Genomic DNA, 14,025 nt, shown 5'->3' with positions numbered 1-14,025 from the left:
AGAGAGGAATAAGATGACTCATAAGTATTTGTCTTTCTAGTCCTTAGCTTACTTTAGAGTCATCTTCTTTATAACGATAAACTCGCAATAAAACTGTTGTAAAGTCGAAGGAACGCATAGACTACTGAAATCATGAAAGCTAACCAAAATAATAAATGAAATAGAATTAAACCAAACATATTTAATGGATTTAAAGAATCACTCAATTTAAATAAAAAGAAAATAAAATAAAAAAATGTAGCACTAATAAAAACAATGATAACTACAAACACCGAATGGAAGAAAAATAAGGCGACCAAACTCGAAATCAAATAAATCCAAGTACCGGATCGTATACGTTTTAGTTCATCCCCTTTTTCGTCTCGAGAAAAAAATAATAATGAAAGTTGTACTACTGTATCTGCAATTAATTTTAAAGCAGAGAATATCATAAAAATGAACAATAATAATAAAAATAATAGCGTTAGTTTAATACCACTTTCTGAAAAAAATTCCATCATCCCTTCATATAACCCAAGCGTTTGTAGCTGACGAGCAATATACCCTTCTGCATAAAGTGCGAAAGCGGTACTATAAATTAAGATCGAAAATAAAGGAAAATGACTTGTAATATATGAATTTTTCATTGAACGATACTCTCCTGCTTAAAAACGTTTTTTTACATGGGTTCGTTATCTCATATAAGTGTAAAAACAATGTGCCAGGCACCGTGTAAAACATGGAGCCTGACACATTAATTACTTACTTTTGAAATTTAATTTGCTGTCGACGAGACAAGCTTCTACGTATGGTGGATGACACGATAAGCATTAAGTTCGTTCCCTGTTGCCGGCCCTTTTTCTTTAGACTCACGTTTTTCCTGATGTGCACGCTTGAATGCATCACTATGTAGCCATGCCTCATAGTCTTCTTTCGTTTCCCACTTTGTAAATACCACCTGTTTACCATCTTCATTCTCATTATCGAGAAATAAAAATTCCAAACAACCAGGTACATTCTTCATATTATCTGAGCTTTTACCGAAACGCTCTGATAAATGTTGTTTTGCTTCTTTTGGTACATGAAGCTCATTCATTACTACGTACATAAAAAAATCCCTCCTTTATTTTTTACCACCACTATTATACATAAAACAATGGCATTTATAGAAATTTTAATGCCGTTCATAGAAAAATCATATTTCTGTTAAAGAAAACTTAGCCCCATACATTCACAACACGATTATGTTACATTATAATAAGGAAATAGGATTGCTTTTAAGGAGGAAAACCTACAATGGGATTAATACTTATTCTTGGCATTTGTGTAGCATTTCTTTCAGCTATCTTTACTGCTGGCTACGAAGAAAAAGCTCACAAAAATTAATACTTAATAAGAAAAGCGCAAGTGCCCGTTTAGCCAAGTCTCGCTAGACGCTGGGCGCTTGCGCTAAACATCCTAAAAAATGGACCTACTCTTGTTGAGGAAGGTCCATTTTTCTTGCTTATTTTAGTCCTAGAAACCCTTGTTGGCGGATCGCTTCATATATAACTATCGCCGCCGTATTAGAAAGATTTAATGAACGAATGTTTTCGGTTTGCGGAATGCGCAAGCAATATTCTTTTCGTTCTTCTAATAATTGCTTAGGGAGCCCCGTCGTCTCACGACCAAACACGAAGAATATATCCTTTGTAGCGTCACTGTAGTCAAATTCACTGTAATTTTTCGTACCTACTGTTTCAATAAAGTAAAACAAGCCATTTGGAAACTTAGCGAAAAGCTCGTCCATTGAATCATAGTAATGTATTTTCACATTTGGCCAGTAATCACATCCTGCTCGTTTCAGCATTTTATCATCCGTTGAAAACCCTAACGGCCGAATTAAATGTAATGATGTATTTGTCCCCGCGCACGTTCTCGCAATATTTCCTGTATTTGCAGGAATTTCAGGTTGATATAAAACGATATGTAATCCCACGATATGTACACCTCAATCAATTTTAATCTGCTCGAAATTATTATACCACTTGTATTTCTTAAGAAAAGTTTCTAACCCACTTTCATTGTCATCACCAACTACTTTTTAGTCCACAAAGTCACCCTAATAAAAAGGCACAGTCATCAGATCAACTGTACCTATAATTTATTAAGAACCTGTAATACGAAAAAACTTGTATTTAATGTTTGGTGTCCAGGCAGTCGAATCTTCATATTTCCAATATCGCAAACGACTATTAGTCGTTTGGGCATTTACAAGTGGTTCACCATTTTCATCTTTAGTCACAACCATTGTATTATGCTGCCATCTTCCATTTCCATTGAAATCATAACAAATTAAATCACCTGGTAATAATTCACTTGCTGAAGACATTTCAACTCCCCTTAAACCCAATTTTGCCCCACTTAAGTACCACCTTAGTGCATGGGCAACAGACCAGCTGTAGCTCCAGTTATTGCCTTGATACCACCAGCCTTTAGAGCGATTAGGATAACCCACCATTGGTGCACCACCAGCTTTCAAACATTGAGAGATAAAATTAGTACAATTATCTTTAAACTTACGATAAGCTGGATTATAATCATTCCACCATCTCTCAGCATATCGAACCGCTTCACGACGATCATATTGCCATCGTTCCTGCCGAGCTTCACCTTCACGTATCCATTCTAGATTAAGTAATGTATCATCTTCGCATTCGACGATGATTTCAACGTCTTTGACAATCTCATTTCCTCTGAATGTTGCTAGACGATACTGAATCGACTCCTCAATGTAGAAGTTTTTCTGTTGCTTGATCGATTGTTGATAATGAAGGGCGTACTCTACCTTGACTTCATCACCATATGTTTGTTGTCCAAGCACTTGTGCATTCACTGTTGAATTTACAAGTTCGCTTTTTCTTGCTTGTAAGCTATATAGTTTTCTTTCTAAGCATTTTCTATCACTTTCTGTTATGAACACGACATCATTTTTTCGGTAAGCTTCTACATACAGAGCATTTCTTAATTCAATTAAATTTTTCAGCTGTTCGTACCGATCAACCATAAGGAGCGTCCCTCCCCTATGCTTATTCCCCTATAAAACATCCTTATTCACCCAAAAGAGTAGCTAGACCACAGAAAAGGTAAGAACAGATTACGGACGAATATTATTTCCTGCAAAAAAAAAGGACAGGAATTCCTGCCCACAAAGAGTTATTTTATGAAATTTTTTCAATCGCACCTTCCATTTGGAGAAGGATTTCTTTTTTATCTAGTCCTCCGCCGTATCCTACCATGGCCCCGTTACTACCAATTACACGGTGACAGGGAATAATGATTGGAATTGGGTTTTGGTTATTGGCTCCTCCGATTGCTCTTACCGCTTTTGGAGCTCCAATTTCTTGTGCGATTTGCTTGTATGATCGTGTCTCTCCATAACCTATGTTTCTAAGTGCTTCCCAAACTTTCTTTTGAAAACCAGTTCCATAAAGATCGATTGAAAGTTGAAAGTCGTGACGGTCACCTACAAAATACTCTGTTAACTGTTCAATGACAGGAGAAATCTTTTCTTTATTATGTTCGAGTTCTCCTTTGATTCCTTGCTTTTTCAACCAAGCTTTTAGGGTCGGTAAACTAAACTCCGATGTACCAAAGTGAATATGGCAAACACCTCGATCTGTTGCTGAAATTGTTAATGACCCAATTGGACTTTCCATTTCATCATAATACACCGTTGACTGAGCCGACATGTTATCCCTTCCTTCCAACTCCAGTCTTGTACCTATCTTACTGAATAAATTATATCTTTTCCACGAACGTTAGAGCTCTTGAGCGATGATATTTAGCCCTCTATTTATCTCACCTATAACATCCGTGTCTTTTTCTCGGTCTTTCGCTTTTTTTAACTGTTTTTCTACAGATTTACCACCAATGACGGCTAGTGCCCATGCTGCTGTCCCGCGAATAACAGGACGGGGGTCTTTTTCTAAAAGCTCTGTTAAAGGATCGATTGCCTCTGTTTCTTTAAAGTGCGCTAAAGCAATAATTGCATTTCTTTGAATTGGCTTTTTTCCTCTCCATGATCCTGAAACATGACCAAAACGCTCTTTAAATTCTCGATTACTCATCGATAGCAATGGTAAAAGAAGCGGCTTTGCTACTTCGGGATCTGGTTCCATTTCTTTATGCATATGAAAGTCAATTCCCTTATTTTCTGGACATACTTGTTGGCACGTATCACAACCATATAACCGATTCCCTAATTTTGCTCGAAATTGTTCGGGTAAAAAATTTTTCGTCTGGGTAAGATATGCTATGCATTTTTGAGAATTTAATTGACCTCCTTGAACGAGGGCTCCTGTTGGACAAGCATCAATACAACGCCTGCAAGAACCGCACTGGTCTTCAAGAGGCTGATCCGGTGTAAATGGAATAGAAGTAATCATTTCCCCTAAATACACATAGCTACCGAACTCAGGCGTAATAATGGCACAATTTTTCCCACTCCACCCAATCCCAGCTCTTTGGGCAACAGCTCGATCCGAAAGTTCTCCTGTATCAACCATGGATGTTATACGGGCATTCGGAACCTTTTCTAAAATAAAATTTTCTAAAAGCTGTAGTTTTTCCTTTAAAATATGATGATAGTCTTTTCCCCATGATGCTCTACAAAAAATACCCCTTCTTTCTCCTTTACTACTTTTTGGAGGATTTTTCATTTTTGAAGGATACGCTAAGGCAATTGCTATTATTGACCTTGCTTCAGGCATGACGTTTTTCGAATCGACCCGCTTCTCTATATCGGGTTCTTCGAATCCAGATTCATACCCTAACTCACGGTGTGCAATTAGTCTATCCTTCAACGTCAGAAAAGGATTAGCACTAGCGAAACCAATTTTATCTATTTCAATACTCTTACTATATGCAATGATTTCATCTTTTAACTGGGCATATGCCATATAAAAAACCCTTTCTTTCAAAGATAGCTCAATTATATGCTACACTATATGAAAACAAAAAATAAAGAGGTGTTCTTTTGGAAGCGATGGGGCAGCTTACAATATCTGAAGAAATTATGAGACGTGTACCTCAATTCAAAATCGGAGTCATTACATATAATTCAATTGTCGTATCTGACTCACCACAAATGCTAAAAGGCAGATTCCGCTTATACCAAGAAGAAATGGCCATTCAGCTAGAAAGTAACGATTTGATTAGTTATACTGGAATTGTAGAATGGAGAAAAGCCTTTAAATCGCTTGGAATTGACCCTGGACGGTATCGCCCTTCCTCAGAAGCTCTTTTTCGAAGAGTAAAAAAGAATGATTTTTTACCCTCAGTAAATTCTGCAGTCGATGTAAATAACTTTCTTTCCCTTCGTCATCAAATTCCTTTTGGTATTTATGATTTAAACCAATTGAGTGGATCTATTACCATTCGTGTAGGTACTTCTGAAGATAAATACTTAGGGATCAATGGGCGTGTAAACAATATGGAAGGTAAACTGCTCTCTGCAGATGATCAAGGGGCTTTCGGTAGTCCGATCGTTGACTCAAAACGATCTATCATTACAGAGAAAACGACGAGTGCTGTTCACATCGTTTACCTTCAACCCACGATGAACGAAAGTGAATGTAGACAATTGGTTCAGTCTGTGGGAAACATGTTTACTCAAATTCACGGAGGCAACTTTCAATTTTCTATCGTCACATAATTGGAAAATAATTCATGAAAAGGTCACAGAAATTGGTTTATAAATCGACTAAGATGGGAATTAGTAAATTGTGATAAAAAATTGAAAGGATGATTATTAATGAGTCAAGAAAAAGTTTCTACTATTCTTAATAAGCAAATTGCAAACTGGAGTGTACTATTTGTTAAGCTTCATAATTATCATTGGTATGTTAAAGGGCCACAATTTTTCACACTACATGATAAATTTGAAGAGTTTTATAACGAAGCAGCTTTACATATCGATGAGTTAGCAGAAAGATTATTAGCTCTGAGAGGTCAGCCTGTTGCCACAATGAAAGAGTATTTAGAAACAGCATCAGTTTCTGAAGCTAGCGGAAATGAGACAGCTGATGATATGGTAGCAACCATTATACAAGATTTTGATACATTAATTGATGAATTAAAAGAAGGTATGGAAGCAGCAGATACTCTTGGTGATGAAACAACTGCAGATATGCTTTTAGCTATTCACCAATCATTAGAAAAGCATAACTGGATGCTACGTTCTTTCTTAAAATAATATGCACACTTAGTAAAAATTTGGCCCTTCATTTAAAAGAAGGGCTTTTTTTAAAAAGTATTTTTTTGTATGGTTGACTAATCCACTTATATAGCTTAACTTTAAAGCTATCTCATAATTTTTTACTATTTTTGACGACTTTACAGTACCAAGTAACACTCCATTCATATGTTCGTTATTTGTGTAAAGCAATTGTTAACAGCTTGTTCTTTGTCTCAGTATTTTCTGTGCTATCATAAAAACCACATAAAGTAGTTAGATCAAACGTTGGAGGTAGCATATGAAAAAGAGGATCGTTTCTTTAGTAACAGTAGCTGCATTTTATGGAACATTAGGATTAGGAGCACACACATCCGCTAAAGAAGTCACCGTTCAAAAAGGAGATACATTATGGGGAATCGCAAAAGAAAATAATATTTTAGTAGAAGACTTAAAAGATTGGAACGGTCTATCTACACATCTTATCTATCCTGAAGACCGTTTAAAAGTAGCTCTTACTGAGGAATACGTCATTCAAAAAGGTGATACATTATCAACTATAGCTGAACAGATTGAAGGCGTTTCCTGGAAAGATTTGCAGGAATGGAATATGATAGCAAATCCTGATCTTATTAGAACAGGCGATACGCTAACAATCTATTTCAAAGGTAGCCCTTCTAGTGAAAAAGTAATTATTTCATCAGAAACAAACGAAAATCAAGTGGTAGAAAAGAATAGTGTGAGTGTAAACACAGAAGCCCAAACTACGAATGCTTCCATTGAAGCTCCAGTCATTCAAGAACAAAAAGCTACAAAATCTGAGCCCTTAGAAGCTCAAGAGGATGGAACAGAAGAGGACGTAGCCATGGAGCTCACTATGACAGCAACAGCATACACTGCCTCCTGTGCTGGTTGTTCAGGGATAACATCTACAGGCATTAATTTAAAAGATAACCCTGATCAAAAAGTCATATCGGTTGACCCAGATGTCATTCCATTAGGATCAAAAGTTTACGTAGAAGGGTACGGAAATGCAATAGCTGGCGACACAGGCGGAGCTATCCAAGGTAATAAAATTGATATTTTCATCCCAAACAAGCAAGATGCGATCAACTGGGGCGTACAGGAAGTAAAAGTAAAAGTCTATAAATAAAATAACCTACTACCATATCATTTTGATATGGTAGTTTTGCTTTTTCACGGGGAGTAATTTAATTCAAATAATTGGCTCCAAATATTTCTGAATTACCACTATCTCTCATCCAAATAATCATCTGAACGAGAGGCAGTAGAATTTCAATTGAATTACCCTGCAATATCGCGTTTTCTATATCCGATAAACCCAATTACTATAAAAACAGCTGCTATCAATGTTAACACCAAGACTTTTACAAAGTTCATATCTTCTACAGGGATTTGTGGAATATGACCAAATGGCGATAAATTTCCCATCCATTCAGGAAATTGAAGCAATCCTCCTAAATAAACAACAAAGAAGGAATAACCTAAATACAACCACACGAAACTCGTCATTTGTGGAAGAAGACCATATAACAAAACAGCTACACCTATCATCATCCACATAGCTGGTAAAAAAACCATAGCTGCATTAAATATTGTCGTAAATGAAATCGGTTCTTCCATCACCGAAGTTGCAGCAGCCCACAAACCGAATAATGATAAGTATAACATCACAAACCCAAAGGTCGTCGCCAGTAAAAGGTAGCTTCCTAGGATTTTTGTTCGAGATACTGCTCTCGTTAATAAATGCTCCATCAAAGACTTTCTCTCTTCGCTTCTTAGCTTTAACAAAAACAGGAGCGCTGGAACCGTACAAATCATTGAAATAACTGACATTAGCATCGATAAATATTGCTCAGTCAGAGAGAACCCTTCTATTGGTGTTAACAGTTCAGCCATCATTTCATTATTTGTAAAAAAAGAATCTATATCGCCAAATACTGACCCATATGAAGCACCTAAAATCACGAGTTGTATTTAAATATAAAGCAATGACTACGAGTACTTTTGCTACAACTATAGTTAAAAAAACAGGCCACCAATAATTACTTACATACACTTCTGTTCCTAAAATCCATCCTAGTGGTGAAAACTAAGAAAGAGTTTCATAGCTCACGTCTCCTACAGCCCGAATTAAATAGGCTATCCCTAACATCGAAAAGGACCATCCAATCGTACCTCTGGCGCTTTCTGAAAGCTGCGCAAACAATCCAGTAACACTCGAGAAAAATATTCCTGTTGCCCCTAAAGCAGCACCATATAAAAAGGAACCTTGTAAATCCATACTCCCTATTTGTAAAGCATATAAACCAAAACCAACGACTAACGCTAGGAGTATATTGATACTAATCATGACGAGGGCTGAAGCAGTGAAAATCGTTATTATGCTAATCGAAAGCAACCAAATGGGAAGGCGGAGCCGATCACGTCTAACAATAAAGCGGACGATCCTCCCTGTTTGATTAAATAAGGGATTCCATTACCTGGTAACTCCTACATGTTCTGTACCTTCATAATGGCGCATAAATAAATCCTCCAAAGTAGGCGGTGAGCTTTCTAGTTTAACTAGCCCGTACTGACTAACATACTTCATTACAGCATCTAACTCTTCTGCATCGACTTGAAAGGATATTGCTTTGTCTTTCATTTCTAAATCATGAACACCTTTAAATTCACTTAATGCAGTTATCGGATGTTTTGTTTCGACTAGTAAATTTGTTCGTGTTAAATGACGAAGTTCGTTTAACGTTCCCGTCTCAATAATTTTTCCTTGTCTTATAATCCCTACCCTATCACATAGCTTTTCTACTTCAGATAAGATATGGCTAGAAAGCAAGACACTTTTCCCTGCTTGTTTCGCTTCACTTATACATTCTTGAAAGATTTTCTCCATTAACGGATCTAAACCAGAAGTCGGTTCATCTAAAATGTACAGATCAGCGTTTGATGCAAAAGCAGCTACTAAAGCAACCTTTTGACGGTTTCCTTTTGAATACGTTCTACACTTTTTCGATGGATCTAACTTAAATTTATCGATTAATTCTTCCCGTCGATTTTTATGATTGACTCCACGTAGCTGCAAAAATAAGTCAATAACTTCTCCCCCGGTTAAATTTGGCCAAAAGCTGTACATGGAAAAAGTAATCCCTTACTTTGTGGATCAAAGCCTATCAAATGAAGCGATACTATTTTATCTTAATATGTTAAAAGATCACTTCCAACGAGAAGATGTATATCAAAAGATCTTACCTTTAACTGAAGACATCACCAATATATTCTTCTATGGGATCTTTGGAAAAAAAAGTTAAGGGGTTGGTTTTAATAATACGAGGGAAAGTAAGGGAGTGGGGTCCCTGTAGGTTAAGTGCTTCCATTTTATAGAGAAAATAAAAAATTTCATATTAATTAGCAGAGGGTGACTCATGACTGCGCTCCTCGTTCTTACACAAAATATAGTTGCTGCTTAATTTTACAGCAACTATATTTTGTGGTTGAGGTGCCTGACACTTTACATAAGAGTCGCCCTCCTTTTTAAAAATCCTTGTTATATCAATAATATTGGATTGTGGACTCGATGGAAATTATTGGATCCAAACATTCCTCCCATGTTCTGATTCATTCCTAATCAAGGGTATTAAGACTATTCTTGATCTGGACTATTGACCATTATGGCAGCTACTTGGGTTAGCCGATCATAAAAAGTCTTTCCAGCAGGTGTATCATAAAGACCTACTTCCTTAAAAGCTTCTCTCATACAGTTCAACCAACAATTAGCTCTTTTCGGTGTGATTTCAAACGGTAGATGCCTTTCTCTCATAGCAGGCGGTCCAAATTCCTGGCTGTAAAGAGCTGGTCCACCTAAAAATTGAGGCAAAAACATGCGCTGCTTTCTCTTAATCTCTTCCATGTCTCCTTCAAATAGTGGTCTTAGTTCTTTATCAGCATAAACCCGTGGATAGAAAGCATCTACAAGCTTATCGATCATTTCTTGCCCGCCAATTTCGATGTAAAGTGATTTAAATTTATAATCCAATTTTTCCACCTACTTTTTTTCTTAGATTATAAAGATATTATAGTTAGTTTGTATCTTGAATAGCCTTATCTACATTTTGGTTATTATAAAATAATAAGCTACAGTCACTCCAAACTCTGCAATAATGCTTTAATATAGCCTATTTTTATAAAAGGCCGATTACTTCATGTACCATTTTTACTATACTAATATCGTCTAACCAAAGTTTTGCGAATAAAGTGATGATAGGAATCGTAACTAACGAAATAATTGTCGAATAAATAATTGTAACGATGCCTCTATTGTCTCCATTCGTATAGCGTGCAAACAATACCGAAGCTAACATAAATGTCGGCATGGCTGACTGAATAATCGTAATTTCTTTTAATAGATTATGGATCGGCATCCCCTTAATAAGAATGATTGTCATAATTGGCAAAATAAAAAGTTTTATGGTGATTGGAACACTCATGAATTGGAAAGAAATCGCCTTTTTTCCCTCACTGAAAATGGATGGAATTACCATACCGACGTATAACATTGCAAGTGGCGCAGCTAAATTAGCAAGGTTTGCAGTAAGTTGTTTAACAATTACTGGGGCTTCGAATCCAATAATTGCAAAAGCTAATCCACTCACAATGGCAATAACTGGAGGATTTATAAGTGCCTTCAAATTTTGGAATGAAAATTTTCGATTTTCCTGCAAAAGTAATATTCCAATTGTAAAAGCGGTAAAACTAACACCCGCATCAAAAATAGAGGCTAACAAACCACCCATTGGGCCAAAGATATTTGCACATAACGGTATACCAATAAACCCTGTATTTCCCATTCCAGAGAGTATAGCAATTTTTCGACTTTTCACGGAATCAAATTGAAACATTTTTGATATAACTAGACCTAATCCCATACCTAAGCAATTTATTATCATTGAAAACAAGAAAATCATTAACATTCTCGAAAGAACATCTTCGGTAATTTCAGTATTAAATACCCCATTTAGTATGATACAGGGTAAGGCAATATTAACAATAATAAATAAAATTAATTGCTTAGCTTCTATATTTAAGGTAACTTTTTTTTCTATAATAATACCAATGATAATTATAATAGCCATTACACTAATTGAAACTATTATTGAAGAAAATTCCATATTTATCTCCTACATTCATTTAGTCGTATTAAACTATGTTAGCCATTCTTATTGAAAAAGAGGTAGAGTAACTAGTAGTAAAAATTTTGATCTAGTTACTCTACCTGAAATATATAAAGTGCTCATTGAAAAAAAGTGTAATTTACATCAGTGTATTTGAGTGACCATTGGATATAAATAGCCATTTTCATCGAATTTCATTTCTTCTAAACCTTGCAGTACTTCGATGTTTTCTTGATTATTAATTTCGTTAAAAATCGTTTCAGAAACGTATAATTCCCCGATATGAAGCGTATTTGGAATACGAGCAATTCTTGCATCTTCAGCAGCAACTCCCCAGTTTGCACGTAATGCCGCTTTTAGCGCTTCCCTGTCATTATCGAGTACAATTGGAATTTTGGCACGATCTAAAAACGTACTTGTTACTACATTTTCATTCATTGTTTTTAAATCGATTTTTTCAAATAATCGCTTCGTTGTTAAATCCGCTAAGCCAATACCTAACGCATTGCCATGACTAGCCTCACTTAAATTAGAAGCAATTAAATATTTGATATCAGGCTTTTTCGGTTCTTCTACTCCTAAGACACGTATTCTTCCAATAATATTCGTATCCATGCCCGTACCACTGTAGTTTTTACCGATCTCATCAACAATTAAAATATCCATTTTGTCGATCGGTAAACTTGGCATCAAATCAAATGCTTTTTTTAATAATTCTCTTTCTCGTTCTTCAATTTGCTCTGGATGAATGGCTTCAATGATTGCTGTTTCTTCATGTGCATTTTCCACAACTGCAATTCCAAACAATGTTTTTGAATTTTGAATGGCAACTTTTCCAACTTCAGGCATCATGTCACGAATTCCTTCGATACCATAAGTATGTAAAGCAAGAGCTTGTTTATGTTTTCCCATACCGATTGATGCCATTTTTAATATTCCACTTTCAATATCCTTTTTAAAATCTGTATGTGGTTTTACTCTCCCCATCACGATGATCCCATCAGCATTATAGGCATGTTTATCGATGTAAACAGGTATTCCTGCTGAGGTTTCACCAATTGTGACAACATCCATTGAAGAACGTATTTCACATCCTGTTGAATCTTCCGTTACTCCTAAGCCCTCTAAAACTTCAATTTGCCCTTCTGCTGTAGCCCCTCCGTGACTTCCCATCGCTGGAATAATAAACGGAGTTGCACCTAATTTTTTAATTTCATCCGCTACAGATTTTACAATCGTTGGAATATTGGCAATTCCTCGACTCCCAACAGTAATCGCTACTTCCATCCCTGGTTTAATTTTCTTACTAGCATTAATTAGATTAAATTGTTCAGTAATCGTAGAAGGAATATCTTTTAAACTTTCCACTTGAAATTTTTGTTTTATCTTTGCCATTTTCGGAAAAGACATTTGTTCCACTCCTTTTACAGGTATCTAGTTCAATAACGCAGGACGAGGATGACAAAAACAAGTGTTTTCTCCCCTTTTTTTGGTAAAGAACAAACTCCTTGCTTTTCAGCCATCCTCAAAATATCATATTTACTTGTGTTATTCTTCCCTAGTTTTGAGGTGCTAAATCAATTGCCATACGAATCGCTTCTTTCAATGACAATTCATCGGCAATATTTTTCCCTGCAATGTCAAAAGCAGTTCCATGATCGACACTCGTTCGAATAATCGGTAGACCTACCGTAATATTTACTCCCGCTTCTAGTCCTAATACTTTAATCGGACCATGGCCTTGATCATGATATTGAGCAACAACAATATCAAAATCTCCTCTTTTCGCTCGGAAGAATAAAGTATCCGCCGGAAGCGGTCCTACTACATCAATTCCTTCTCCTTGCGCTTTTTCTACTGCTGGAATAATTTTTTCTTCTTCTTCCCCATTCCCAAATAGTCCATTTTCTCCTGCATGCGGGTTAATTCCACATACCGCAATTTTCGGAGATGCAATCCCTGCTTTTTTTAATGTTTCATAAGCAAGTTTAATGACTGTATACTGTCTTTCCACATTGATTTTATTGACCGCATCAATCAAACCGACATGTGTAGTTACATGAATTACTCTTAATCCTGGAGCAGATAGCATCATCGCATAATCTTTAGTATTCGTAAGTTCAGCTAATATTTCTGTATGCCCAGGATATATATGCCCCGCTTTATGAAGAGCTTCTTTATTTAATGGAGCTGTACAAATTCCTTTAATTTCACCATTATTAGCAAGTGTTATTGCTTTTTCTAAATAGCGAAATGCAGCATTTCCAGCTTCAGCAGAAACTTCTCCCCACGGCAACTCTTCTGATACTAGATCCATGTCCAATACATCGATTGTACCGTACGTAAAAGTTGCTTCCTCTGTCTTTGAAATTTTATTTAATTCAAGATTTGTATCCGTTACTTGGAGGGCTTTTTGTAAAACTTTAAGATCTCCTACTACAAACGGTGAGCAATTTTCATAAATCACTTGATCCTTTAGAGATTTTACAATAATTTCCGGTCCTATTCCCGACGGATCACCCATTGTGATCGCAATAATTGGTTTATTAGTAGCCATTAAAATAATCCTCCTTATTTATTTGAAAGTATAAAAATTCAAAGATGTCTAGCTACAGCGACCAGCGTCTAGCGTGACTTCCCTCA

The 14,025-nt window shown here is 36.1% G+C and carries 15 protein-coding genes and 1 pseudogene; 3 read left to right on the top strand and 13 right to left on the bottom strand.

The window, feature by feature from the left end; genetic code table 11:
• Window positions 1-68: 68 nt before the first annotated feature.
• From J0N78_RS16930 to queG, 6 genes are all read right to left on the bottom strand, one after another.
• Window positions 69-626 carry a DUF5366 family protein gene (locus tag J0N78_RS16930; RefSeq protein ID WP_209124253.1) on the bottom strand — a complete coding sequence of 186 codons (558 nt, stop codon included), beginning with the start codon at window positions 624-626 and terminating at the stop codon, window positions 69-71.
• Window positions 627-781: 155 nt separating this feature from the next.
• On the bottom strand, window positions 782-1,087 hold the full coding sequence (locus J0N78_RS16925) for an antibiotic biosynthesis monooxygenase family protein (protein WP_209124252.1): 306 nt from the start codon (window positions 1,085-1,087) through the stop codon (window positions 782-784).
• 396 nt (window positions 1,088-1,483) lie between these two features.
• Complete coding sequence (gene trmL / locus J0N78_RS16920; RefSeq protein ID WP_209124251.1) at window positions 1,484-1,957, bottom strand: tRNA (uridine(34)/cytosine(34)/5-carboxymethylaminomethyluridine(34)-2'-O)-methyltransferase TrmL; 474 nt, start codon at window positions 1,955-1,957, stop codon at window positions 1,484-1,486.
• 168 nt (window positions 1,958-2,125) lie between these two features.
• Window positions 2,126-3,025 carry an amidase domain-containing protein gene (locus J0N78_RS16915; RefSeq protein ID WP_209124250.1) on the bottom strand — a complete coding sequence of 300 codons (900 nt, stop codon included), beginning with the start codon at window positions 3,023-3,025 and terminating at the stop codon, window positions 2,126-2,128.
• A 154-nt stretch (window positions 3,026-3,179) separates the two neighbouring features.
• Window positions 3,180-3,710 carry a methylated-DNA--[protein]-cysteine S-methyltransferase gene (locus J0N78_RS16910; RefSeq protein ID WP_209124249.1) on the bottom strand — a complete coding sequence of 177 codons (531 nt, stop codon included), beginning with the start codon at window positions 3,708-3,710 and terminating at the stop codon, window positions 3,180-3,182.
• Between the two features lie 69 nt (window positions 3,711-3,779).
• Complete coding sequence (gene queG, locus J0N78_RS16905; RefSeq protein WP_209124248.1) at window positions 3,780-4,919, bottom strand: tRNA epoxyqueuosine(34) reductase QueG; 1,140 nt, start codon at window positions 4,917-4,919, stop codon at window positions 3,780-3,782.
• Between the two features lie 86 nt (window positions 4,920-5,005).
• Between queG and J0N78_RS16900 the strand changes: the two genes are divergently transcribed.
• The 3 genes from J0N78_RS16900 (at window position 5,006) to J0N78_RS26220 (ending at window position 7,346) form a co-directional block, all read left to right on the top strand.
• Window positions 5,006-5,674: a B3/B4 domain-containing protein gene (locus tag J0N78_RS16900; RefSeq protein ID WP_209124336.1), complete on the top strand. Its 669-nt coding sequence runs from the start codon at window positions 5,006-5,008 to the stop codon at window positions 5,672-5,674.
• 99 nt (window positions 5,675-5,773) lie between these two features.
• Window positions 5,774-6,214: a Dps family protein gene (locus J0N78_RS16895; protein ID WP_209124247.1), complete on the top strand. Its 441-nt coding sequence runs from the start codon at window positions 5,774-5,776 to the stop codon at window positions 6,212-6,214.
• A 280-nt stretch (window positions 6,215-6,494) separates the two neighbouring features.
• Complete coding sequence (locus tag J0N78_RS26220; RefSeq protein ID WP_209124246.1) at window positions 6,495-7,346, top strand: LysM peptidoglycan-binding domain-containing protein; 852 nt, start codon at window positions 6,495-6,497, stop codon at window positions 7,344-7,346.
• Window positions 7,347-7,498: 152 nt separating this feature from the next.
• Here the strand turns inward: J0N78_RS26220 and J0N78_RS26370 are convergent, their stop codons facing one another.
• The 7 genes and pseudogenes from J0N78_RS26370 to pdxA all read right to left on the bottom strand — a co-directional run bounded on the left by J0N78_RS26370 (window position 7,499) and on the right by pdxA (window position 13,939).
• On the bottom strand, window positions 7,499-8,182 hold the full coding sequence (locus J0N78_RS26370; RefSeq protein WP_307794963.1) for a hypothetical protein: 684 nt from the start codon (window positions 8,180-8,182) through the stop codon (window positions 7,499-7,501).
• A gap of 124 nt (window positions 8,183-8,306) precedes the next feature.
• Window positions 8,307-8,567, bottom strand: coding sequence for a hypothetical protein (locus tag J0N78_RS26365; RefSeq protein ID WP_307794962.1), 261 nt, complete (start codon window positions 8,565-8,567; stop codon window positions 8,307-8,309).
• 126 nt (window positions 8,568-8,693) lie between these two features.
• Window positions 8,694-9,341 (bottom strand): annotated as a pseudogene (locus J0N78_RS16880) (ATP-binding protein DrrA1-3 family domain-containing protein); the annotation flags it as partial.
• A 513-nt stretch (window positions 9,342-9,854) separates the two neighbouring features.
• Window positions 9,855-10,247 carry a globin domain-containing protein gene (locus J0N78_RS16875; RefSeq protein ID WP_209124245.1) on the bottom strand — a complete coding sequence of 131 codons (393 nt, stop codon included), beginning with the start codon at window positions 10,245-10,247 and terminating at the stop codon, window positions 9,855-9,857.
• Between the two features lie 145 nt (window positions 10,248-10,392).
• Window positions 10,393-11,379, bottom strand: coding sequence for an AEC family transporter (locus J0N78_RS16870; protein WP_209124244.1), 987 nt, complete (start codon window positions 11,377-11,379; stop codon window positions 10,393-10,395).
• 147 nt (window positions 11,380-11,526) lie between these two features.
• Window positions 11,527-12,792: a nickel pincer cofactor-dependent isomerase, group 22 gene (locus tag J0N78_RS16865; RefSeq protein WP_209124243.1), complete on the bottom strand. Its 1,266-nt coding sequence runs from the start codon at window positions 12,790-12,792 to the stop codon at window positions 11,527-11,529.
• A 148-nt stretch (window positions 12,793-12,940) separates the two neighbouring features.
• Window positions 12,941-13,939, bottom strand: a complete 999-nt coding sequence (gene pdxA / locus J0N78_RS16860; protein ID WP_209124242.1) for a 4-hydroxythreonine-4-phosphate dehydrogenase PdxA — start codon at window positions 13,937-13,939, stop codon at window positions 12,941-12,943.
• Between the last annotated feature and the right edge of the window lie 86 nt (window positions 13,940-14,025).

The sequence above is a fragment of the Alkalihalobacillus sp. BA299 genome (assembly GCF_017745675.1).
In the GTDB taxonomy this organism is placed as follows: domain Bacteria; phylum Bacillota; class Bacilli; order Bacillales; family Bacillaceae_F; genus Alkalihalobacterium.
Note: the sequence above shows the minus strand (reverse complement) of the source record. Positions and strands in the feature narration are given on the sequence as shown.

Excerpts from the sequence above, each read along its gene's own strand:
- pdxA (WP_209124242.1), bottom strand. The coding sequence starts at position 13,939 with ATGGCTACTAATAAACCAATTATTGCGATCACAATGGGTGATCCGTCG.
- J0N78_RS16895 (WP_209124247.1), top strand. The coding sequence starts at position 5,774 with ATGAGTCAAGAAAAAGTTTCTACTATTCTTAATAAGCAAATTGCAAAC.
- J0N78_RS26220 (WP_209124246.1), top strand. The coding sequence starts at position 6,495 with ATGAAAAAGAGGATCGTTTCTTTAGTAACAGTAGCTGCATTTTATGGA.
- J0N78_RS16930 (WP_209124253.1), bottom strand. The coding sequence starts at position 626 with ATGAAAAATTCATATATTACAAGTCATTTTCCTTTATTTTCGATCTTA.
- J0N78_RS16900 (WP_209124336.1), top strand. The coding sequence starts at position 5,006 with ATGGGGCAGCTTACAATATCTGAAGAAATTATGAGACGTGTACCTCAA.
- J0N78_RS16910 (WP_209124249.1), bottom strand. The coding sequence starts at position 3,710 with ATGTCGGCTCAGTCAACGGTGTATTATGATGAAATGGAAAGTCCAATT.
- J0N78_RS16865 (WP_209124243.1), bottom strand. The coding sequence starts at position 12,792 with ATGTCTTTTCCGAAAATGGCAAAGATAAAACAAAAATTTCAAGTGGAA.
- queG (WP_209124248.1), bottom strand. The coding sequence starts at position 4,919 with ATGGCATATGCCCAGTTAAAAGATGAAATCATTGCATATAGTAAGAGT.
- J0N78_RS16925 (WP_209124252.1), bottom strand. The coding sequence starts at position 1,087 with ATGTACGTAGTAATGAATGAGCTTCATGTACCAAAAGAAGCAAAACAA.
- J0N78_RS16915 (WP_209124250.1), bottom strand. The coding sequence starts at position 3,025 with ATGGTTGATCGGTACGAACAGCTGAAAAATTTAATTGAATTAAGAAAT.
- J0N78_RS16870 (WP_209124244.1), bottom strand. The coding sequence starts at position 11,379 with ATGGAATTTTCTTCAATAATAGTTTCAATTAGTGTAATGGCTATTATA.
- J0N78_RS26365 (WP_307794962.1), bottom strand. The coding sequence starts at position 8,567 with ATGATTAGTATCAATATACTCCTAGCGTTAGTCGTTGGTTTTGGTTTA.